At 68.8% G+C, this 21,748-nt stretch carries 20 protein-coding genes; 8 read left to right on the top strand and 12 right to left on the bottom strand.

The features are described 5' to 3' along the window. The first annotated feature begins 25 nt into the window (after positions 1-25). Complete coding sequence (locus tag GTZ93_RS06910) at positions 26-316, top strand: hypothetical protein (protein ID WP_120575358.1); 291 nt, start codon at positions 26-28, stop codon at positions 314-316. Positions 317-373: 57 nt separating this feature from the next. Here GTZ93_RS06910 and GTZ93_RS06905 read toward each other — a convergent pair whose 3' ends face one another. Further along, positions 374-2,329 (bottom strand): DUF4185 domain-containing protein, encoded by a 1,956-nt coding sequence (locus GTZ93_RS06905; protein WP_139914767.1) that lies wholly within the window; start codon positions 2,327-2,329, stop codon positions 374-376. A 104-nt stretch (positions 2,330-2,433) separates the two neighbouring features. Between GTZ93_RS06905 and GTZ93_RS06900 the strand changes: the two genes are divergently transcribed. Both GTZ93_RS06900 and GTZ93_RS06895 read left to right on the top strand, forming a co-directional pair. Continuing rightward, complete coding sequence (locus GTZ93_RS06900; protein ID WP_257978883.1) at positions 2,434-2,952, top strand: endonuclease V; 519 nt, start codon at positions 2,434-2,436, stop codon at positions 2,950-2,952. Between the two features lie 18 nt (positions 2,953-2,970). Continuing rightward, the gene (locus GTZ93_RS06895) at positions 2,971-4,104 is read left to right on the top strand and encodes a 50S ribosomal protein L11 methyltransferase (RefSeq protein WP_139914769.1); all 1,134 of its coding nucleotides are present in this window, start codon (positions 2,971-2,973) and stop codon (positions 4,102-4,104) included. A gap of 13 nt (positions 4,105-4,117) precedes the next feature. On the opposite strand, the gene GTZ93_RS06890 is transcribed toward GTZ93_RS06895, so the two are convergent. The 3 genes from GTZ93_RS06890 to GTZ93_RS06880 form a co-directional block, all read right to left on the bottom strand. Beyond that, positions 4,118-4,657 (bottom strand): hypothetical protein, encoded by a 540-nt coding sequence (locus tag GTZ93_RS06890; RefSeq protein WP_139914771.1) that lies wholly within the window; start codon positions 4,655-4,657, stop codon positions 4,118-4,120. A gap of 6 nt (positions 4,658-4,663) precedes the next feature. Then, positions 4,664-5,056: a hypothetical protein gene (locus GTZ93_RS06885; protein ID WP_139914772.1), complete on the bottom strand. Its 393-nt coding sequence runs from the start codon at positions 5,054-5,056 to the stop codon at positions 4,664-4,666. A gap of 80 nt (positions 5,057-5,136) precedes the next feature. Continuing rightward, complete coding sequence (locus GTZ93_RS06880; RefSeq protein ID WP_257978884.1) at positions 5,137-6,117, bottom strand: LysR family transcriptional regulator; 981 nt, start codon at positions 6,115-6,117, stop codon at positions 5,137-5,139. A gap of 103 nt (positions 6,118-6,220) precedes the next feature. Here GTZ93_RS06880 and GTZ93_RS06875 point away from each other — a divergent pair, with 103 nt between their 5' ends. Continuing rightward, positions 6,221-7,471 carry an MFS transporter gene (locus tag GTZ93_RS06875; RefSeq protein WP_139914774.1) on the top strand — a complete coding sequence of 417 codons (1,251 nt, stop codon included), beginning with the start codon at positions 6,221-6,223 and terminating at the stop codon, positions 7,469-7,471. A gap of 55 nt (positions 7,472-7,526) precedes the next feature. Here the strand turns inward: GTZ93_RS06875 and GTZ93_RS06870 are convergent, their stop codons facing one another. The 3 genes from GTZ93_RS06870 to GTZ93_RS06860 all read right to left on the bottom strand — a co-directional run bounded on the left by GTZ93_RS06870 (position 7,527) and on the right by GTZ93_RS06860 (position 10,939). Continuing rightward, complete coding sequence (locus tag GTZ93_RS06870; RefSeq protein WP_257978885.1) at positions 7,527-8,630, bottom strand: hypothetical protein; 1,104 nt, start codon at positions 8,628-8,630, stop codon at positions 7,527-7,529. 501 nt (positions 8,631-9,131) lie between these two features. After that, complete coding sequence (locus GTZ93_RS06865) at positions 9,132-9,779, bottom strand: response regulator (RefSeq protein ID WP_139914778.1); 648 nt, start codon at positions 9,777-9,779, stop codon at positions 9,132-9,134. Then, positions 9,776-10,939, bottom strand: a complete 1,164-nt coding sequence (locus GTZ93_RS06860; RefSeq protein ID WP_139914780.1) for a sensor histidine kinase — start codon at positions 10,937-10,939, stop codon at positions 9,776-9,778. Before GTZ93_RS06860 ends, GTZ93_RS06865 begins: the two co-directional genes overlap by 4 nt. 139 nt (positions 10,940-11,078) lie before the next feature. Here GTZ93_RS06860 and GTZ93_RS06855 point away from each other — a divergent pair, with 139 nt between their 5' ends. Then, positions 11,079-11,798 (top strand): DUF2306 domain-containing protein, encoded by a 720-nt coding sequence (locus GTZ93_RS06855; protein ID WP_139914781.1) that lies wholly within the window; start codon positions 11,079-11,081, stop codon positions 11,796-11,798. Here the strand turns inward: GTZ93_RS06855 and GTZ93_RS06850 are convergent. Continuing rightward, positions 11,761-12,369, bottom strand: coding sequence for a TetR/AcrR family transcriptional regulator (locus GTZ93_RS06850; RefSeq protein ID WP_139914782.1), 609 nt, complete (start codon positions 12,367-12,369; stop codon positions 11,761-11,763). The two genes, GTZ93_RS06855 and GTZ93_RS06850, sit on opposite strands and share 38 nt — an antisense overlap. 117 nt (positions 12,370-12,486) lie before the next feature. Between GTZ93_RS06850 and GTZ93_RS06845 the strand changes: the two genes are divergently transcribed. Further along, on the top strand, positions 12,487-13,680 hold the full coding sequence (locus tag GTZ93_RS06845) for a macrolide family glycosyltransferase (protein WP_139914783.1): 1,194 nt from the start codon (positions 12,487-12,489) through the stop codon (positions 13,678-13,680). Between the two features lie 89 nt (positions 13,681-13,769). Here the strand turns inward: GTZ93_RS06845 and GTZ93_RS06840 are convergent, their stop codons facing one another. Together GTZ93_RS06840 and GTZ93_RS06835 are read right to left on the bottom strand one after the other, a co-directional pair. Beyond that, positions 13,770-17,324: an ELWxxDGT repeat protein gene (locus tag GTZ93_RS06840; protein WP_139914784.1), complete on the bottom strand. Its 3,555-nt coding sequence runs from the start codon at positions 17,322-17,324 to the stop codon at positions 13,770-13,772. A gap of 111 nt (positions 17,325-17,435) precedes the next feature. Continuing rightward, positions 17,436-18,215, bottom strand: coding sequence for a DUF1801 domain-containing protein (locus tag GTZ93_RS06835; RefSeq protein ID WP_139914785.1), 780 nt, complete (start codon positions 18,213-18,215; stop codon positions 17,436-17,438). Between the two features lie 138 nt (positions 18,216-18,353). On the opposite strand from GTZ93_RS06835, the gene GTZ93_RS06830 reads away from it, so the two are divergent. Beyond that, on the top strand, positions 18,354-18,722 hold the full coding sequence (locus GTZ93_RS06830; RefSeq protein ID WP_120574737.1) for a hypothetical protein: 369 nt from the start codon (positions 18,354-18,356) through the stop codon (positions 18,720-18,722). A 70-nt stretch (positions 18,723-18,792) separates the two neighbouring features. Next, positions 18,793-19,551, top strand: a complete 759-nt coding sequence (locus tag GTZ93_RS06825) for a 2OG-Fe(II) oxygenase (RefSeq protein WP_120574738.1) — start codon at positions 18,793-18,795, stop codon at positions 19,549-19,551. A 14-nt stretch (positions 19,552-19,565) separates the two neighbouring features. On the opposite strand, the gene GTZ93_RS06820 is transcribed toward GTZ93_RS06825, so the two are convergent. Continuing rightward, a complete protein-coding gene (locus GTZ93_RS06820) occupies positions 19,566-20,720 on the bottom strand; it encodes a TPM domain-containing protein (protein WP_121751526.1) in 1,155 nt (384 codons plus the stop codon). 305 nt (positions 20,721-21,025) lie between these two features. Then, positions 21,026-21,715: a lecithin retinol acyltransferase family protein gene (locus GTZ93_RS06815; RefSeq protein ID WP_139914786.1), complete on the bottom strand. Its 690-nt coding sequence runs from the start codon at positions 21,713-21,715 to the stop codon at positions 21,026-21,028. Between the last annotated feature and the right edge of the window lie 33 nt (positions 21,716-21,748).

Genomic DNA, 21,748 nt, shown 5'->3' with positions numbered 1-21,748 from the left:
TCCCCCTTCTCCCCCGGAGCTCCGCATGCGCATCCCCGCCCCGTTCGCCGCTGCCCTCCTCCTGCTCACCTCCGCGACGGCCCTCGCCGCGGAGACCCCGTGCAGCATCGTCTGCGCGCAGAGGTTCCCGCTCTGCGAGACCGCCTGCAGCGTCAACGGCGAGGACACGAACTGCGGTGCGGCGAACTACCGCTGCGTCGAAACGGTCGGCGTGAACTCCGAGCCCACGACCTCGGTGATGTCCACCGAAGAAGCCCCCCAGGTGTGTCGCGACGAGCGCCTGGACGGCGAGCAGCCCCAGACCGCCGAGGGTTGAGCGTCCGGAAGCGCACCAGCTGATGCAGGGCACGGAGGTGCCCTGCATCCCGAGGCTTCAGTCGCGGACCACGGCCACGTCGTCCACCTGCAGCCAGGTGTCGCCCGTGTTCGCCCAGGTTCCGGCGTAGACCTCCACGCTGTGGTTGGCGCCGGAGTTGAAGGTGACGGACTGGAGCGTGTAGCCGCCCAGCGGCTGCGTCAGGTGCACCTCGTTGAGGACGGGGCCACCGTTGAGCATGCGCGCGCCGAAGTAGCCGTCATTCTGGTTGGAGGACGTCTTCACCCAACCGGTCAGCGTGTAGATGGTGTTGGGCGTCACCGCGACCTCCTGCTTGAGGGCGTTCCAGCCGGTGTTGTTGCGCACGAAGCCGTTGTTGGCGCCGGTGCGCGCGAAGCCCAATCCCCGGTCGACGCCGCCATTGCCCTGCACGTACCAGGGCGAGGTCGCGGTGGTGGACAACTGCTGTTCGAAGCCACCCTGAGCCACCAGGTTCGCGCCCCGCGTAAGGCTCACGTCGTCCAGCTGAGCCCAGGTGTCGCCCGCGTCCGCCCACACGCCGCTGTACACCTCCACGACGGTGTTCGCGCCGGAGTTGAACGTGACGGTGCGCTCCGCCCAGGACGGCAGCGAGCCGTACTGCGTCTCCCCCAGGATGGGGCCATTGCCCGCGGCGCGAGCGCCGAAGTAGCCCCGGGTGGTGTTGGACGAGGAGCGCAGCCAGCCCTTGAGCGTGTAGTCCGTGTACGGCTGCACCACGACGCTCTGCTTGAGCGCGTTCCAGCCGCTGGACGCGCACACGTAGCCGTTGTCCTGGCCGGAGCGTGCGTTGCCCATCGCCCGGTCGATGCCACCCGCGCCAGCCAGGTACCAGGGCGCCATCGTCGGCGTCGCGGCCTGCGTCTCGAAGCCCGGCTCGGACAGCAGGTTGTTGCCTTCCGCGTCGGCCGTGAGCGTCGCGCGCAGCAGGAACGTGTTGTAGGGCGTCCACTGCGAGGTGATGAAGTACAGCTCGCTGGCGCTGTTGCCCCACGGGTGGATGAAGCCGTTGTAGACACCGGGGAAGGCGGCGCCGGTGGCCAGCAGCTTCTCCCCGCTCCACGGCCCGGTGGGCGTGCCCGCGTCGCGCATCACCACGGCCTGCCGGTGCTCGTTGAGATACGTCATCAGGAAGCGGCCCAGCGCGGCGTTGTAGGCGACGGACAACTCCCCCGCGATGCCGATGACCACCGGGCGCGCCGCTGCCTGGGACGCGGACCAGCCATTGCCGTCCCAATACCGGTACGCGTTGATGTCCAGCAGCGCGCCCTCCGGCACGCGAGCCAGGTGCACGTTGCCAAAGCGTCCGTTGGGCGTGGCGTACAGGTAGACGAAGCCGCCGTTCTTCACGAAGGCGCCCATCTGGAACGGATTCGTGAAGGACGCGTTGTTTACCCAGCGCGCCGACGGGTGCTTCACCCAGTTCTGTCCGTTGTCATCCGAGTACGCGATGCCCGAGTAACTGGTGGTCCACTGCCCCGGGTCACCCCAGTGCTTCACGGACATGTAGTGGATGAAGTGGCGCGTCCCCACGCTGACGCCCGCGGTGGGGATGACGGTCATCTCGTCGTTGTCCACCTTCCGGGACGCCAGCACCTCCTTCGCGTGGCGGGTGCGATCCTGGATCATCGTGGTGAAGGACAGGCCGTTGGACAGCGTGGTGTCCGCCGAGCGCGCCAGCACGTTGCTGCGCCAGCCGCCGCCACACCCGCCGTTGCCGCACCAGCCCGCGCCGAAGGTGTCCCCGAACAGGACGAACACCTCACCGCCGCCCTTGTCCCAGACGATGCCCAGGTCCGTGCCATACACCTCGTAGTTCGTGTGCGTCTGGTTCGGGTTGGGCAACGTCTCACCCGCTGGCGTGGCGCCCGTCACCCGCGCCACCTTCGTCACGTTCGTGGGCGTCACCGCCCCGGCCGTCCCCGCGCCTCCCAACAGACACACCGCCTGAAACACCACCGCACGCCTCATCATCTGGACCCCTCCGGCAAGGAATTTGCATTAACAGCAAAAGCTCCAAATCAAGAAATACCTAACCTTGATTTGAGGACTCCAGTGTCCGGTGGATCAGCTGTAGCTTGGGGTCGCCCAAGGAGAACCGGATGCTCGCCTGCGTGGACGTGGACTACCGCCCCGACGTCACCGTGGCCGCGTGCGTCCTCTTCCGCGGGTGGACGGACGCGAAGGAGGCCGGGCACCTGGTGGACCGGGGCCCCATCGCGGCCCCCTACGAGCCCGGTCAGTTCTACCGCCGCGAGCTGCCGCACCTGCTGCGGGTGCTCGCCGACGTGCAGGAGCCGCTGGAGGCCATCGTCGTGGACGGCTACGTGTGGCTGGGGGAGAACGTACCCGGACTGGGAGCGCACCTGTACGAGGCGCTCTGTCGCACGGTGCCCGTCATCGGCGTGGCCAAGACGCCCTATGTCACCACCGGGCCCGCGCTGCCCATCGTGCGGGGAGGGAGCCTGCGGCCCCTGCTCGTCACGGCCATTGGAATGGAGACCGCGACCGCCGCGGAGCACATCCGGCGGATGCACGGGAGTTCGCGCCTGCCGACGATGCTGAAGTTCGTGGACCGGCTGTGCCGTGAGTCCTGACCGTGCTACCCCAGGGCCATGGATCGCCCCCGCCGCCCCACCGCCTCGCCTTTCGAGTTTCCGCCCGAAGCCGCGTTCACCTGGCATTCGGAGAGTGACGAGCCCGCGCCCACTCGCCTGTCGCCCGTGGACGACGGCCTCAGCGCCGACACCGCGCTCAAGCGCGTCCGCCGGGGCGAGTTCCTGCGCTATTCCGGCGACTTCCACAACGCGAAGCAGCTGCTGGGCGCGTTGGGCCGGCGGCTCGAACAGCCCTGGCGGGCCCGCTCACCGCTGGAGGCATTCCGGGCCGAACGCCGCGCGCGGCAGCAGGAGCATGCGACGCTGTCGCGCATCGTCGTCGCGCTGGACCGAGGCTACCGCCTGGACCTCGCGCGCGCGCCGGACGTCGCGGAGGCGTGCCGTCAGGTCTGGGGCGAGCCCACGGAGGACTTCACCGTCGTGCCGCTCAAGCAGCTGCTCGGCATGCTCGGGGCCGCGGAGTGGCGGCGCAAGGGCCTGGAGGTCCCGGGGCTGAAGGGGCTGCTCCATCCGCATTACGGCGTCTACCTGCCCACACGCACGGACTACGTGGAGCTGCTGGCGGCCGTGTCGGACGTGAAGGGCAAGCGCGTGTTCGACGTGGGCACCGGCACCGGCGTGCTGTCCTTCCTGCTGCTGCAGCGCGGAGCGGCGTTCGCGCAGGCCACGGACTGCGACTCCCGCGCGGTGGCGTGCGCACGGGAGAACGCGGAGCGGCTTGGCCTCTCGCAGCAATTCCAGGTGACGGAGGCGGACCTGTTCCCGGAAGGAAAGGCGGACCTCGTCGTCTGCAACCCGCCGTGGATTCCCGAGCCTCCCAAGAACCGGGTGGACCGCGCGGTGTTCGACGAGGACAGCCAGTTCCTGCGCCGCTTCCTCGAAGGGCTCCCCTCCGCGCTGAACCCGGGGGGAGAGGGATTGCTGATCCTCTCGGACCTGGCGGTGCTGCTGGGCCTGCGTCCGGCCGGGTGGATCGAGGAGCAGTTCGAGCGCTGCGGCCTGACGGTGGCGTGGCGGAAGTCCACCCCGGCACGGCACTCCAAGGCGAAGGACAAGGCGGACCCCCTGCACGCCGCGCGCTCCCAGGAGGTCACCACCCTCTACGGCCTCGTGACCACCGCCACCCGATAGCCAGGGCGCGCCCTCAGAAGGGAGGACCGTCCGTCGTTTCGACGCGCAGCCTCTGACTGTTGACCTCGACCGCCAGCTTCTTGAACAGCTCGTGGTACTGGGCGCCTGTCAGTCGTTGGCGGTAGGCGCGGAGCTCCTCGCGCTGCGCGTTGCCCCATCGGCCGGAGGCAAGGCGTGCGTCCATCCATTGATGGGCCTCCGCCTGGAGGGCCAGGCTCTCCGGCGACGCGGGCGCGGCCTCCGGTTTCTTCGCTTCGGGCTCGCCCGCCGGGACGCAGGCGAGGGCCGTGCGGAGCTCCTCCTGGAGCATCCGGCGCAGGTCTTCCCGCGTCGCCGCGACGTCCTGTGCCGCGACTCCGGGGCATGACGGGGGCGCTGGAGTGGATGCCTCCAGCCTGCGCGCCAGCGCCTCCCACCGGGCCTCCTGTCGCTCCAGCCGCCGCAGCGCCTCCTCATCCAGCGGCGCGGAGGCGATCCAGCGCGCCAGCCCCATGCCCGCCATTCCGGCGAGCAGCATCAGTCCCAACTGACGTCCGATGGTGGGCAGGGACATGCGCGGTTACGGAAGCTTGGGGCTGGACCAGGAGCTGTTGTCCACGGTGAAGCTGGTGCAAACCCCGTTCTGATCCCAACTGACGGTGACACGCGCGTCGCTGTTCACCGCCTTCATGGCCGAGATCATGGTGGAACTGGAAGTGGAGCAGAAGGCCCAGAGACCGGTCGAGTCACTGATATTGACGTAGGCGAACTCCGAGTTGCTCGAGGCATCAAAGGTGATGCTGATGCCCTGCAGGGTGTCCGTGGAGTTGCGTGCATCTCCCATGCTCCCAGTGGCGTAGCGGGACAAGACGCTGATGTAGACGGGGGAGTAGCCCTTGCCTCCCGCCCACGCCGCGGTGCTTCCCGTCAGCAACGCCAATCCCAAGCCAAAGCCAAGCAGCTTCTTATGCATCCTGGAGTCCTTTGCATCTGGTAGGAGTTACGCACTGGATTCACCTTCCGTATGTCAAGTCTGTCCAGAAAAGAGCTGGCTCATCCCGCGCTCGTGGCCACCGCCAGGGCCGCTGGAATCCTTTCCCGCATCCACTCCACGAACCTGCGCAGCCTCGCCGGATGGAAGCGCGCGGCGGGATAGAGCAGGTACATGGGCAGCGGAGCCGCCTGCCATCGCGGTACCAGGTGCACAAGCCGGCCGCGTTGGAGGTCCTCTCGAAGCACCCAGGACGAGCCCACGCATACGCCCAGGCCCTTCACCGCGGCGCTGCGCAGCGCGTAGAGGCTGTCCGTGCTCACGCGCGGCTGGAAGACGATGGGCTGGACCTCACCGGTGGCCACATGGGTGAGTGAGATTTCGTTGCGATAGAACGTGCGCAGGGACAGCCAGGGCAGCCTCGCGAGCTCATCGGGATGCACCGGTACGCGTCCCCCTGTCAGCACCGAGGGCGCGGCCACGACGATGCGAGGCACCTCCGCCACGCGGATCGCCACCACGCTGGGGTCCTTCACCTCGCCGACGTGGAGCGCGCAATCGATGCCGTCCGCGATGAAGTCCACGGCCCGGTCATGCAGCAGCCATTCGACGGAGACCCGCGTGTAGCGGCCCAGGTATTCCGTCAGCGGGTCCACCAGCAGTTCCTGACCGAAGGCGTGAGGCACCACGACGCGCAGGGTGCCCTCGGGTTCGTCGCTCGCGCCGCGCAGGTCGGACTCGAACATGTCCCAGCTGGCCAGCAGCTCCTTCGCCCGTTCGTAGCAGCGCGTCCCGTCCTCGGTGAGCTTCATCGCGTGGGTGGAGCGCTGGAGCAGCCGCAGCCCCAGTGAACGCTCCAGCGCCTGGAGCCGGCGGCTCACCGTCGGCTGCGTGGTGCCCAGCTGCGCGGCGGCGGAGGACAGGCTCCCGGCGTCCACGATGCGGATGAACGTCTGCATCAGCTCCAGCCGGTCGGCGCTGGCGGACGTGGGAATCTTCGGCGGCGACCCACGCCGACGGGCAGGCTTCGAGAGGTTGGGCATGGTGATACGCAACGCGTATAACCGCTGTACGGAGCAGGCGTCTACCGTCCCCTCCCCCTCTGGCGCACTGTCACCTCATCGCGCATCACCCGAGGTGAACATCATGTCCTTCATTCGCGCCGTACATGGGACCGCCGGAAATGGCGCCCTCCCCTCACCGGTCTCCGCCGCCAGCAACTCCCTGTCGCACGGTCTGCGCCTGCTGCTGGCCGCGAGCGCCGGCCTGTCGGTGGCGGCGATCTATTACAGCCAGCCGATGCTGGGGGTGATGGGGGCCACGCTCGGCGCCTCCGACACCGCGGTGGGTCTGGTGCCCATGCTCACGCAGCTGGGCTACGCGCTGGGCATCCTGCTGCTGACGCCGCTGGGTGACCGCTTCGACCGGCGCCGCATCATCCTCATCAAGGCCGCGCTGCTGAGCGTGGCCCTGCTGCTGGGCGGACTGGCTCCGGACATCCAACTGCTGCTGGTGGTGAGCTTCACCGTGGGCCTGACGGCGACCGTGGCGCAGGACATCGTCCCGGCCGCGGCGACCCTGGCCTCCGAGCACGAGCGCGGCAAGGTGGTGGGCACGGTGATGACGGGCCTGCTGCTCGGCATCCTCCTGTCCCGGGTCATCAGCGGCGTGGTCGCCGAGCGCTTCGGCTGGCGCGCCATGTTCATGGTCGCCGCCGCCAGCGTGGCCTTCGTCGGCGTGGCGGCCTGGCGCGGCCTGCCCCGCTTCCATCCGACCAACACGCTCTCCTACGGCGCCCTGCTCGGCTCCCTGGCGGGCCTGTGGCGCAAGCATGGCGCCCTGCGCCGGGCGGCGCTGGCCCAGGGACTCATCTCCATTGGCTTCAGCGCGTTCTGGTCCACCCTCGCCGTGATGCTGCATGGCGCCCCGTTCCACCTGGGGAGCGCGGCCGCGGGTGCCTTCGGTCTGGCGGGCGCGGCGGGGGCGTTGGGCGCTCCGGTGGCGGGCCGCATCGCGGATCGCTACGGGCCGGAGGTCGTCACCCGCCTGGGCGCCGGTCTGACCGTCCTCTCCTTCGCCACGATGTTCGCGGCGCCGTGGCTCGAGCCCCATCACCGGCTGTGGCTGATTGGCGCCAGCGCGATTGGCTTCGACCTGGGTGCGCAGGTGACGCTCGTGGCGCACCAGACGCTGGTCTTCGGCATCGAGCCCGCCGCACGCAGCCGCCTCAACGCCCTGCTGTTCGCCGGCGTGTTCATCGGCATGTCCGTGGGCGCGGCGAGCGGCAGCCTCGTGTTGTCCCAGTGGGGCTGGGTGGGCGTGACGCTGCTGGCGACGGCTTCCGCGCTGGCGGCCCTGCTGGTCCGCATGTTCCCGGCGGCCCGCACGGTCCGCTGACGGTTCCGAAACCGCGCCCCGTCCTCTGTCCGAGGACGGGGCCCCCCTCCCCCACCTACTGCACAGCCTGTTCGGACAGCATCCGCACGTTGAGCGCACCGTTGGCGAAGAACTGACTGTTCTGGCCCACGCGGTGCTGCTCCAGCCGGCGCTGGAGGTTGACGTCGTAACGGCCCAGCTTCATCAGCCCGTCGTTGAACCAGCCATCCCCCGGCCCGGTGCCGTCCACGAACTCCGCATACACCCTGGGCGAGGGCCAGATGACGGTGTTGAGCGTCGCGACGAACCTGCGGATGTCCGCGTCCGTCCACTCCATGCCCGCGTCGTGGGCCTCGACGATGAAGGCCACCACGTTGTTCGCGTGCGCCACGTCCTGGCCGGGCTGGGCGTTGGTGTCCCACTTGTCGTTCCAGAACCAGGCCGCCGGGTGGTCGGGGTTGGGCGCGATCTTGTCGCGCAGCGAGGACGGGAAGTTCGGCATGCCGTGGTTGATGTTGCTGAAGACCTCCAGGTAGCGGGCCTTCCGCTCCGGGTCGGTGGTCATCCGCGACAGGTCCATGGCGATGAAGGCCCAGTGCGCGGCCATGTGCGTGCGGTTGCGGTAGACGAAGTCGTTCGCCCCGCGCAGGAACCACTTGTCGAAGATGTTCCGCTCCGTGAACGCCAGCAGCCGGTCGTACTGCCTGCGGTAGTTGCTGGAGCCGTAGAGGTCCGGCGTCTCGCGGATGATGCGCAGCATGCGCGTCACGTAGCGCCAGCAATAGCTCTCATAGAGCGGCACCTCCTGCCCGGCGGGGGACGTCAGGGTCGAGGACCAGCCCAGGTATCCGTCCTTGAACTGGCTTTGGGGAAGCGCCGAGGAGACGCGGGCGGAGGCCACCAGGTTGTTGACGTAGAGCAGGGCCCGGTCCAGGTACGCCCGCTTCCCGGTGGCCCGGTACATCGCGGTGTTGGCGTCCAGGCCGTAGGCGAGGTTGTAGAAGTCCCAGCTGTCGCGTGAGTTGCTCCAGGGCAGGAAGGTCTGCATGTGCTCGCGGCCCCACTCCTCCACGAACATCCCCTCCCAGACCGCGACGGGCCGAAGCCCCGCGGGAGTCGGAGGCAGCGTGGGGGGCGTCGCGGGAAGCGCATCTTCTTCGGGGGCAGAAGCAGGCTCCATGGGAAGCGCCTGCACTTCAGGGGACTCGATCCGACCCACAGCCTCACATGCACTGCACAGCAGCAGCGAAAGCACCAAGACCGGGAGACGGATCCAACGAGAGCGGCACGAGCAGCGGGGGTTTGACATCGGGGGTCCTCGCTTCAGGTCGATGTGGCCTGAAAGGGTATGGGCGCAAGCGGACCCTCCCAATGCCCCCACGGGAATGGCCGCCCATCCAGGACCGGACTTCCACGTGCCCTGGACGCTTGCCTCCTCACGTCGTGACGTCCGGGGTTGGACAGACTCCATGTCCAGGACCGGCCGCTCTCGACGGACGCGGTTCGAAAGTCCAGACATGCCCCTTGCTGGCGGTGGGTGCGGGCTGCCTCATTTTCAGCCAACAGCACGAACAAGAAGACCTACGAGGGGCAGGCCACGACGGTGAGGCCGTGGGCCATCTCTTCATCTGCGTGGTGCCGGCCGACTCCTCCGCGCCGTGCCCCGCCCACCGCTCCGCGCCTAGAGGCAGCCCAGCTCCATGGCGCGGAGCACGGCGCGGGTGCGGTCCCTCACGCCCAGCTTGGAGAGGATGCTGGAGGTCTGGTTCTTCACCGTCCCCTCCGCTGTCCCCAGCGCGTCGGCGATCTCCCGGTTGCTCAGTCCCCGCGCGATGAGGCGCAGCACCTCCACCTCGCGGCGGGTGAGTCCCTCCGGCAGGTCCGCGTGGGGGAAGTCGCGGGGCAGCTCCGCCATGCCGCGCGCCACGCGCTCCGCGACTCCTGGCGGCAGCAGCGTCTGACCGGAGGCGACGCGCCGGATGGCCTCCGCCAGCTCCTCCAGGGACACGTCCTTGAGGAGGAAGCCCTGCACTCCCAGGCGGAGGGCCTCGATGAGGACGGCGTCTTCGTCGAAGGTCGTGAGCAGCACCACGCGCCGGCCCGCGTCCGTGAGGCGCAGCGCACGCAGGGCCTCCAGTCCCGTCATGCGTGGCATGCGTACGTCCAGGAGCACCACGTCCGGGTTCAGCTCCGCGACCTTGCGCAGCGCCTCCTCGCCGTCCGAGGCCTCACCCACCACCCGCAGGTCGGGCGTGAGCTCCAACAGGCTGCGCAAGCCCTGGCGCACCAGGGCGTGATCATCCGCGAGCACCAGGCGGACCGTGTTCATGTCCCCACCCCACGCTCCTGCGTGGCCGGCAGCCACGCCTCCAACTCCAGCCCCTGCCCCGCCGTCGCGCGCCACTCCACGCGCCCGCCCAGCCGGGTGAACCGCTCCCGCATGCCGGTGAGCCCCGCGCCGGGCGTCACCCCCGCCGCGCCACTTCCGTCATCTCGCGCATGCACCCGCACCCCGCCGTCCTCCGTGGGCGAAATGACAATCCACAGGTTGCGGGCCCCGGCGTGGCGCAGCGTATTGGTGAGGACCTCCTGCACGCAGCGGAACAGCGAGTGCGCCGCTTCGGTGGACTCCAGAGCCAGCTCGCCGGGGACGTCCAGGTGGACGGAGAGTCCAGGGGCTCCCTCCGCGAGCGCGCGCAGCGAAGGCAGGAGCGGCATGGGCGCCTCGCGCAGCTCCGTCACCGTGCGCCGCACCTCGGACAGGAGCGTGCGGGCGGTCTCTCGCGCGCGGCGCAGGTGTTCGGCGGCGGCCGTATCCTTCGCGGTGTACGCGGCGGCCTCCAGGTTGAGGCTGAGCGCGGTGAGGTGGTGCCCCACGGAGTCGTGAAGCTCGCGGGCGATGCGCAACCGCTCGCCCTCGCGCTCACGCGTGGCGAGCAGCACCTGGGTGGCCTGGAGCTCCGCGTGGACCCGGGCCAGCTCGCGGCGGGCCTCGGCCTCCCGGACCATCACCAGCGAGGTGCCGAACGTGAAGCCCTGGAAGCCGGTGTAGAGGAGCGTCTGCACCAGGGCCTGGACCAGCGGGTGCTGGACCGCGAACACGACGAGCATGCCCAGGACCTGGGCCCCCACCCATGTCAGCGCCCGGCGCTGGGAGAGGATCTCCGGCACCTGCCCGGCGGTGATGGCGAGCAGCGCGCCGTCCAGCCCACTCTCCCCCGTGGCAAGGCAGACGAGCGCCGCGAGCGTCTGCGCGACGAGCAGCGGCAGCTCTCCCCGGCCCTGCACCCGCGTCTGGAACCAGAAGGTCCCACCGAAGGTGAGGAGCGCGAGGCCCCACAGCAGCGTGTCCGGAGCCATCCATCGCGCGGGCACACGCGCCAGGTCCTCGACGTGCGCGAAGCCGACCACGGCCCAGGTCAGCATCCCGGCGACGAGCAGCATGCGATGGGTGGTGGCGGGCTTCGTCACGGCAGACCGCGCGGGCATGGCGGAGGACCCTAGGCCACCCGGGACGCAGGGGCCATGTGCCGGAAGTCACATGCGGGCCGTATGACTTCCGCCAGATGGAGGCACACGCGCCGACACGTACCTTGCTTCTCGAACTCGCAGCACGTCGGAGGCACCCGTGTCGTTCTATCTGCTCGCCCGCTGGCTCCATATCGCTTCGGGAGTCGTCGCGTTCGTCACGCTCTGGCTGCCCCTGGTGGCGCGCAAGGGAGGCGCCCTGCACCGCCGCGTGGGCTGGGCCTACGTGGGCGCCATGATCTCCGCGGCCATCTCCGCGCTGGCCATCTCCGGATGGCGCTTCGTCCAGGCGCCGGGCGAGCAGCCCATGGACCTCTTCTTCATCTACATCGCGGTGCTGAGCGCGGCCTCCGCGTCCATGGGGGTGCGCGTGATCCGGACGAAGGCGCGCACCGGAGCGAGCACGCATCCGCTGGACGTGGGCCTGTCCACGCTGCTGCTGTGCATGGGGCTCTTCACCGAGGCGTACGGACTGCGGATGGGCGTGCCGCTGCTGTGGGGCTTCGCGCCGGTGGGCATCCTCTCCGGGCTGACCGGGCTCTGGTACTGGATGCGGCCGCCCCAGGACCGCATGCACTGGTGGTTCCAGCACATGGCCGCCATGGTGGCCTCGGGCATCGGCACCATCACCGCCGCCCTGGTGGTGAACGCCAGGCACGTGGGCATCGAAGGCCTGCAGCTCGCGATCTTCCTGGGGCCCACGGTGGTGGGCGTGGTGGGACTGAACCTGTGGACGCGCTACTACCGCCAGCGCTTCGCACGGAAGGCCGCCCCAGGTCCCGCTAGCGTCCCTTGGGCAGGGGCCGCAGCGCGGCGATGACCAGGTCCACCACGGTGTCTGCGTACGCGCTCGTGAGGGGCGCGGTGCGAAGCAGCCACCGATGGAAGAGCGGCCCGACGAGCAGCTCCACCGCGACGTCCAGGTCCACCCCCTTCGCGACCTGGCCTGCTTGCTGTGCCGAGCGCAGCCGCTCCTGGACCGCCCTCAAGTGGGGTCGCAGCACGGCCTCCACGAACTGCTGGGCCAGCGCGGGGTCCGACTGGGACTCGGCGGTGAGCGCCCGCGAGGGCACCTCGAAGCGCGGATCCGTGAGCTCTTGCACCGTGGCGCGCAGCACCGCCCTCAGGTCGGACTTGAGGTTGCCGGTGTCCGGCAGCGCCGCGGGCTGGTTGCCGCCGCTCAGCTCCACGAAGGCGTCCAGCACCACCGCCCCCTTGGAGGGCCACCACCGGTAGATGGTCTGCTTGCCCACCCCCGCGCGCGCCGCGATCGCCTCGACCGTCAGACGCGCATAGCCCACCTCCCCAACGAGCTCGACGGCGGCCGTGAGGATGGCCTGGCGGGAGCGCTCACTGCGGCGGGACGGTTCCGGGGTCTTCGGGTCAGCCATCGGCCGCCAGCCTACCATCAAACGAGACGGACCGTCTCGTCTTGACATTCACCCACTCCCGGCGGACCTTATCGAAACGAGACGGTTCGTCTCGCCAACTTCCGCCAGGAGAGTGCCATGTCTCGCCGTGCCCACATCGCGATGGTCAGCATCCCCGCCCATGGCCACGTCAATCCGAGCCTGGAGCTCATCCGGGAGCTGGCGTCCCGAGGCCACCGGGTGACGTACGCCAACGACGCGGCCTTCGCCGAGCCCATCAGCCGCACGGGCGCGGAACTTCGCCCCTACCGCTCCCTGCTCCCCCGCGAAGGGGCGCCGGATACACGCTGGCCCGACGACCTGGTGGGACAGCTGGACATGTTCCTGGATGACGCCATGTCCATGCTTCCGCAGCTGCGCGCGGCCTATGAGCACGACCGTCCGGATCTCTTCCTCTACGACATCGGCTGTTCCACGGCGCGAATCCTCGGAGAGAACTGGGGCATCCCCGCGGTCCAGCTCTCACCCTCCTCCGTCGCCTGGGAAGGCTACGAGCAGGACATGGCCGCAATGGTGGAGATGCTGCGCACCGAGCCGCGCGCCGTGGCGCATTACCAGCGCTACTCCGCCTGGCTGAAGGAGTGCGGCGTTGCGGAGACCGACGCCATGCTCTTCGTCGGGAAGCCTGCGCGCGGGCTGGTGCTCATCCCACGCGCGCTCCAACCCCAGGCGGACCGGGTGGACCGCAAGCGCTTTACCTTCGTGGGGCCGTGCTTCGGGGATCGCTCGGCACAGGGCTCGTGGCAGCGTCCGCCAGGCGCGCGGAAGGTGCTGCTGGTGTCGCTCGGCTCGACCTTTACCCGCCAGCCCGCTTTCTACCGCGCATGCCTCGCTGCCTTTGGAGGGCTTCCCGGCTGGCACGTCGTGCTGCAGATCGGCAAGCACGTGGCGCTGGAGGACCTGGGAACAATCCCAGACAACGTGGAGGTCCACCGCTGGGTGCCACAGCTGGCGGTGCTCGAACAGGCGGATGCGTTCATCACCCATGCGGGCATGGGCGGCTCGCAGGAAGGCCTGTACTGCGGGGTGCCCATGATTGCCGTGCCTCAGGCGACGGACCAGTTCGCCAATGCCGACCAGCTCGTCGCGCTCGGCATCGCGCGGCGGATCGACACGGATGACGCCACGCCCGACGCATTGCGCTCCGCGCTGCTACAGCTCACGGAGGACCCGGCTGTTGCTACCCGGCTCGCGGCCCTTCGGATGGAGCTGCGAGCGGAGGCTGGAGCCGCGCGCGCGGCGGAGCTGCTGGAGAAGGAGTTCCGCCTGTAGATGAACCCGGGGTTCCCATGCGACCTGAGCACGGGGGCCCCGGCCGGAACGGGCCAGGGCATCCCGGGTCCGCACCACTCGAATGGCGCTCAGGAGATGGAGCGCCGCCGGGCCGCCATCGCGCCGAGGAGCCCCAGCATCCCCCAGACAGCGCTCACGGGCACACCACTGCCCGCCGCGCATCCGCACCCTGTGCCATCTGGATCCGGGATGGGCGGCACACCCGCGTCTGGCTTCGTCCCCGCGTCCGACTCCGTCCCCGCGTCCGGCATCTGCGGGCCAGCGTCCGGCTCCGTCCCTGCGTCCACCTCCGTCCCTGCGTCCACTTCCATCCCTGCGTCGAGCTCCATCCCCGCGTCCGGCTCCGTCCCTGCGTCCACCTCCGTCCCTGCGTCCAACTCCATCCCTGCGTCCGGCTCCGTCCCCGCATCGAAGGGGGCTGGCTTCACGTTCACCGACACCTGGAAGTCGCACGTGGCGCGGTTGCCCGCGGCGTCCTCGGCGGTGACGGTGACGGGCGTCGTCCCGGGCGGAAAGGTGCTGCCCGAAGCCCGGCTGTACGTCAGGACGGGCGAGGCCGTGACGAGATCCACGGCGATGGCGGGAGGAAACTCCACGGTGTTCCCAGCCTCGTCCTCGACGGTGACGGAGACGTCCTCCGGACACGTCAGCTGGGGCGCGGTGGTGTCGCGGACGAGCACATGGAAGGTACACGTGGCCGTGAGCCCCTCCTCATCCTGCGCCGTGACCGACACCTGGGTGTCGCCTGGCGGGAAGGTGCTGCCCGACTCGGGGCTGTACGTCACCTGCGGCGGGGCGGTGTCGTCCGAGGCCCGAGCCTCCGGCAGGCTCACGTCCGCGCCCGCGACACCGGTGGCCTCGGCGGTGACATCCTCGGGGCAGGTGACGGTCGGCGGTACGGGGCCGGTCACCGCCCGCAGGGGGATGAGCCAGGGCTCCAAGCCCGTCCAGCCGTCATTCGCGGAAAGGAAGATGCGGTTGCCGCTGCGCGTGAACATGCGCGGGCGCGAAGAGCCTGGCCCCGGCGCAATGTCCGTGATTCGCACGGTGCCCGCCTCCGTCCCGTCCGTCCTCCACACCTCGACACCGGACGCGGCATCCGCGGCGGCGAACAGCAACATGCCTTCGGGTTCGAGCGCGAGAAACGACATCGGGTCTCCGGTGCCCAGCAGGCCCGGCATGGGTCCCTTGACGCGCACGGTGCCCGCCTCGGTGCCATCGCTCTTCCACAGCACGGGGGCGCCTGAAGCGTCGGTGGCGGCGAAGTAGAGCGTCCCGCCCACGCGCGTCAGCAACATGGGCCCGGTGCCGCCATAACCCGGCACCAGCTCCTTCACCTTCACCGTGCCCTCGGGCGTCCCATCGCTCGTCCACAGCTCGTTGCCAGACATGCCGTCGTTCGCGGCGAAGTAGACCCTTCCGTTCAGGCCCACGAACGATGAGGGCTTGGAGCCATAGATGCCGGGCCAGAGGTCCTTCAACTGCGCGGTCCCCTCGGGCGTGCCGTCGCTCGTCCACAGCTCGGAGCCGTAGCTGTAGTCGAACGAGCGGAAGAAGAGCCGGTTCCCCACGGCGGTGAGCTGGTAGGCATCACGGCGCGTATCCGTGGCGAGCTGCTTCACCATCCACGTCCCCGCGTCCGTCCCGTCCGTGCGCCACAGCGCGGTGTAACGGATGAAGTACAGGACGCCACCCATCTGGACCGGCTCGGGGTTGACGCCGCTGGACAGGCCGTAGGGCCAGTCCTGCACCTTCACCGTGCCCTCGGAGGTGCCGTCGCTGCGCCAGAGGTCCACGCCGGACACGCCATCATGGGCCAGGAAATAGAGCATCCCCTGGTAGACCCCGAGCACGCTGCATTCACACCCCTCCGTCCCGGGGCGGATCTCCTTCACCATCACCGTGCCGGCCGCGGAGCCGTCGCTCCTCCACAGCTCATGGCCCGTGGCGGGCGTGTAGGCGAAGAAGAGGAGCGTCTCTCCGACCCGGGTGAGCACCACCGGCAACGAGGCATTCGAGCCCGGTGACACATCCTTGACCAGCACCGTGCCCTCGGGCGTGCCGTCGCTCTTCCACAGCTCGTTGCCGTGCACGCCATCATCCGCGGAGAAGAACACCGTGCCGCCCATGTCCACGAAGCTCTGGGGAGTAGAGCCGACCGTCGCGGGGCCCCGGTACGTCAGCCGTACGGTGCCGGCCTCGGTGCCATCACTCGTCCACAGCTCCGAGCCCACCGCTGCGTCGAAGGCGAAGAAATAAAGGCGGCCCTCCAGCATCAGCATCTTGCTGGGTCCGCTTCCCTCGGAGCCCGGGTTGATGTCCTTCACCCGCCAGGTGCCGTCGGACGTGCCATCGGTCCGCCACAGCTCGATGCCGGACACGCCGTCATTCGCGACGAAGTAGAGGACCCCGTCCAGCACCACCCGGAAGTAGGACCAGGACAAGGAGGAGTACCCCCCGGGCCAGATGTCCTTCACCAGCACCGTGCCCCCGGGCGTACCATCGGTCCTCCACAGCTCGTACCCGATCCCTTTGCCCTCGGCGATGAAGAGGGTCACCCCGTTCAGCTCGATGAAGGACTGAGGGAAGCTGTTGTCCCACTCGTTGATGTCCTTGAGCAGCCCCGTGCCCTCGGGCGTCCCGTCGCTCTTCCACAGCTCGACACCCTCGCCCTTCAGCCCATCGCTCCCGAAGTAGTACGTCCCGCCCACGACCCCTGGATCGTAGATGAACAGGCCACCGACCCCGGGGCGCGCGTCCGTTATGAGCACCGTGCCCCCGGGCGTGCCGTCGCTCTTCCACAGCTCGTTGCCGTGCACGCCATCATCCGCGGTGAAGAAGAGCGTCCCTTTCACATCCCTCAGGTTCGTGGGCTGGGAATGTCCCTCGCCGGGCTGGATGTCCTTCACCAGGACCGTGCCTTCGGGAGTGCCGTCGCTCTTCCAGAGCTCCCAGCCGTAGCCCGGCTCGTTCGCGGAGAAGAAGAGCGTCCCGCCCGAGACGGTGGGTTCCCCGATGGTGTCATAGATGGAGCCCTCGAAGGAGCGCACGAGCACGGTGCCCGCCTCGGTGCCATCGCTCTTCCACAGTTCGCTTGTGCGGATGAAGAACAGCTGGTGGCCCACGCGGGAGAGGAAGCTCGGCCCGCCGCTGTCGGGCCCCGGGGCGATGTCCTTGACCCGCCAGGTCCCCTCCGGGGTGCCGTCACTGCGCCACAGCTCGGCGCCGGAGTGGTCGGTGGCGGAGAAGTAGAGGATGCCGTCCATTTCCACGAAGTAGGCCAGGTTCGAACTGTTGGGCCCCGGCCGGATGTCCTTCACCAGGACCGTGCCCTCGGGGGTGCCATCGCTCTTCCAGAGTTCGCCCCCGTTGCTCAGGTCGGATGCGACATAGAAGAGCGTGCGGCCCACACGCAGGCCCTCGCCCCCGCTCTTTCCGTAGGTCGTGCCGGCCGTTCCCGCGTGAATGTCGCGCAGGAGCCGGGCCTGCCCCGCCGCGAGCGCCTGGGCGCGTGAGCTCTGCTTCTGGGACACTCCAGCCCCCGGACGCCCCGCGTCCGAGCACCCTCCCAGGCCCAACCACAGGACCACCAGGAGAGCCCCCCACTTCGCCACGGCCTGCATGTGAGTCCCCTCTTCCACCACCGGCCAGCCCCCCAGGGCGGCGTCTCGGCGGTGAGGGCTTGGAGGTACAGGGTGGGTGGACGCAACGTCAATCCCCCACCCCGGTGGCCTCTACGCAACCCGGGCAAGGATGTCCGACCAGCGCTCGCGCATGGCCTCGCGGGTCTCCGCGTCCGGGAGATTCTCCATCTGCACGAGCAGGGAGGCGCCCTTCGTCTTGGGCGTCACCGTGAACTGCAACGTCGCCGGCTTCGTCCAGCCTTCCGGCTGCCAGGTCATGCGAAGGCGCCGGCCTGAAATCACCGACCGGACCTCGCCACTCACGGAAGGGGCTCCGCGGCGCTTGGGGACCGAATAGGGCGTGCCGGCTTTGGGCTTCAGCGTCGCGCCCGCGCCCAGCCAGGCGTCCGCCCCGGTCGTCAGCCACTTCCACAGCGCGGGGGCCGTCATGGGCAGCGTGCGCACCACGCCCACCTGAAAGCCCTTGGCGGGAGACTTCTTCGCGGCTGCGGGCTTCTTCGCGCTCGCGGCGATCTCCGCGAGCCGCACCTGCACCAGCTTCTTCACCAGCTTCGCCGGGAGCGGTTCGTCCGGGGGAAAGGTAACGCCGCTCTTCGACGTGGTGTAGCCCTCCAGCTCCGACTTCAGCGCCGGCACCACGCTGCCGCTGCCGGGGTAGAAGCCGCAGTTGTTCTTGAAGAACGCGAAGCCCACCACGATGTCCCCGTCCACCTTGAAGGCGGGCATCTGGTAGCTGATGGTCTCGGTGGCCTTGGGGAGCAGCTTGCGTAGCTGCGTGCGCAAGGCGCTCAGGGTCTTCTTCGCCGCTGGATCGGATACGGCCGCCAGGTAGGCGTCAATCGTCTGGGGGACTCGAGTCGTCGTCGCCATGGTCTTCGGGCCTCCGGGGCGGTTCGTCCCGGTCGATGTGGAACGAGAATCTTGGACTGTAGGGGACGCTGTGGGTGTGTGGAATATGGCAACGCCAGGCAAGGGAGCGATGCTCCACGCCCGCTCCAAAGGGGTCCCATGAAACTCGAGCGCCACGTCGGCGGACTGTCGCTTGCGCGCAAGGTGAACTACCTGCGCGCGCGCGGCTGGCACGAGGACACGGAAGGCTGGTCGAGCGAGCGTTTCCGCCCCGTCCCCATCGCTCGCGCCCTCCATCACCAGCTCACCGACGACCTCAGCCGGGCGCTGTGTCAAATGGGCTGGCAGGTGATGGGCTACTCCCCGCGAGGCTATGTCCAGATGCGCGACGGTGAACGGGGCCAGTCCTGCTCCCTGCCCAAGGCGCTGCGCCTCCAGGCCCGGCGGGAGCGTCGGCCCGTCGCCGAGCTGACGTATGCGTTGTTCCTCGCGGCACTCCTCGAGACCGAAGGCGACGCCCCCGGGTGAGGCCGGAAGAGACGTGCGTTTCGTGCGCATGGCATCATCGGCGGCCAGCCCCCCCCGAGGAAGAGGTCCCGTGAGCGTCGCAACCGTCGATGAAGGCCCGTTGCTGGGCCCGAGCTTCTTCCTCAGCCGGACGGCGCTCCGCTCGCTCGGGTTGGCGCATCGAGACACCTACGGCGCCGCCCGGCCCCATCCACACGTCGTCATCGACGGCTTCCTGGGAGAGCGGCTGGCGACGGAGCTGGCCGGCGTCTTTCCAGGCGCGACCGGGGCCCCCTGGCTGCGCCGTGATCATCCGGAACAGGCGGCCCGCCTGGGACAGCTTCAGCGCAAGGCCTTCGAGGGCGTGCACGGCGCGCTCCGGCACCTGCTCGCGGAGTTCTCGGGCTTGTCGTTCCTCGACTTCCTGGAGACGATCACCGGCATCAAGGGGCTCATCGCGGATCCGCACTTCCGGGGCGCCGGGCTGCACCTCACGCTGCGCGGGGGCCATCTGGCGCTCCACGCCGACTTCAACCGCGATCGCATGCGTGCGCTCACACGGCGGCTCACGGTGCTGTACTACTTGAACCCGGGCTGGGAGCCCGAATGGGGCGGCGACCTGGAGCTGTGGAACGCCGACCTCTCCCGGTGCGAGGCCCGCATTGCTCCGGTCCTGGATCGGCTGGTCGTGATGGCGCACGGCGACACCCACTGGCACGGCCACCCCGCCGCGCTGGCGTGTCCCGAAGGACGGGGCCGGGCCACGGTCGCGGCCTACTTCTACACGGCGGAGGAATCCCCGGACGCGCCGGAGGCCCACAGCGCCCTCTGGGCGACACCGCGCCCCTGAGCGGCCGGGAGTCCCTACCAGCTTCCGCTGGAGCCGCCTCCCGACGAGCGCCCACCTCCTGACGACGAGGAGCGGGAGGAACTCGAAGAACTGGAGGAGCTCGACGACGAGGGCCGGGTACGTCGGGGCGTGGAGTGGCGCGAGGTGGACACGAAGTCGCAGTGCCCACAGCGCACCGTCACCTCCACTTCGCCACCGTGGTCGTAGGTCGCGCTCCGCAGCGTGCGCGAGGTCTGCTTGCCCGTCACGTAGCTGCACCGCTTGCAGCGCTTGAAGCCCGAGAAGAACCGGCCGTAGCGCTCGACGCTCGCGTCCTCACACGGACTGCACCACCAGACGTCGTAGTCCACGGAGCCCAGCGACTCCTCGGACCGCTGGCCCGCGTCCAGGTGGGCGTCATCCTCGGCTTCGCCCAACCGCACCCGGAGGGTGCCGCACGTCCGGCACTTGCGCGGACGACGGCGGAGCCAGGCACTGCCCGCGAGCCCCGCCGCGCCAAGCACGCCCGCGGCGCCCGCGAAGAGGCCGACGTTCGGTGACGAGGAGGACTCCTCCGCTGTGCTCACGTGTATCCGTGGAGTGCTCAGGAACGCCTCCCGGTCCCAGTCCGTGAGCTCGACATCGTCACTGGCGGCGCTCGGGGCATCGGCGGCGGCGACAGGGTTGTTGAGCCGCGAGTCCTCGATGAGCTCCTTCAGGCCTTTCGCGCCCCCGCGCACGGCCTCGTTCGGGTCGCCACGCTTGAAGGCAGGCACGATCTCCTCCGCCATCACCACGTCGCTGGCCACCTGGTCGTCGGGCTCATCGACCCCATCTCCGAGGATGATCTCCGCCTTGCGGTCCGCGTACGCGATGAAGAGCAGCGCGCCGTCGTCCCTTCCGGGATGACCGATGCCCCAGCGGTTGAAGAGCTCCAGCGCGAACTCATGCGAGCGCCTGGGCGACGTGGTGTCCACCATCACCACCATGAGCTGGCCAAGCCCGCGGTCGTTCAGCGACCGGGCCATCTCGTCGACCTCCGCCCTCACGGCTGGAGTGAGGACGTGGGACGGCGTGAGGTCCACCGTCCAGGAGCCCGCGGCGGGCCGGGGCACCCTTTCCACCGTGACGCCCAGGGCCGGAGTGCCGAGGGCGCAGAACAGGACCACGAAGCCCAGCCATGCACGCATGGCGCCGAATGTAACAGATGGCGCCATGCCCCGAAGGAACGACGCCTGCGCTGAAGCGCCAACCTGCGTCAGAGAAGGCCGGCAAGGCTCGGGCCTGGGCATCGCTACTCGAAGACTCAAAGCCAGCTGCGCCGAGCAACGTCGGCTGCCATCCATGACGTCCTCGCCCCAGGTTCTGATGGTGGTGTGTGCCGACGATGGCAGCTGCGGGCGCCTCGCTCCTCAACTGTCCTGATGAGCTGGTGGCCGCACGCCCCCCTTTGCGCGCCACCAGGGTACAGGGCTCGTTCCACGCGTCTTCTCAACTACGGCAGGTAATTGGAGGCAAAGAGGGTTCTTGACACTTCAATACCAAACACCTCAATGAGGTCCGGAACTTTGACCCAGCCCAGCAACCCCATCGCCGAGGTGGAAGCTTCAATCCTGGCGCGATAGACGGGCGAATCTGATTCGCCTCCATTCACAACAACAGTCTGCCCGGAAATCGCGACTCCGGACTTGCACCAGACGGCAAAGTGCTGACAATTATTACCGAGAAAGGAGTAGTCACCCAAGCCGATTTTTTCGATGGCCCTGGCACAGGTCTCTTTCCCGTTATACACCCGCTGCCCGCAGACTTTTTTGGGAAATCTCAATGTCTGAAATTCCTCGGCATCACCGAGGAATTTCGACATGTTGGTCCGCATGACTCGGTTGTCTTCAGAGGTGTCACTTTCCTCCGAGGTGAAGTGAACCGTTTCATCACCACCGATATATACGCCGTAGTGCCAAAAGCCTGTTCTTCCCACCCGGAGGATCGTTCCAGGGCGGAGCTTTCGGTCGGTGCTGACCCTTTCCAGGTCTCGCAGGTGTGAATCCTGAAAAACATCGGTTTTGATGGAATTGGAGAACCGCTCGTGAACAGGCGTGTCCATGAGAACATCCACGACGTCCGTTACCAATGAGACAGGTGACGTCAACAGTTCAACCAGGGTGCTGGCCCAATCTTTCGCCATGGTCTGTCCTCACGGTCTTTCAGCTGCACGATA

Origin of the sequence: Corallococcus exiguus (assembly GCF_009909105.1) — a bacterium.
Taxonomy (GTDB): domain Bacteria; phylum Myxococcota; class Myxococcia; order Myxococcales; family Myxococcaceae; genus Corallococcus; species Corallococcus exiguus.
Note: the sequence above shows the minus strand (reverse complement) of the source record. Positions and strands in the feature narration are given on the sequence as shown.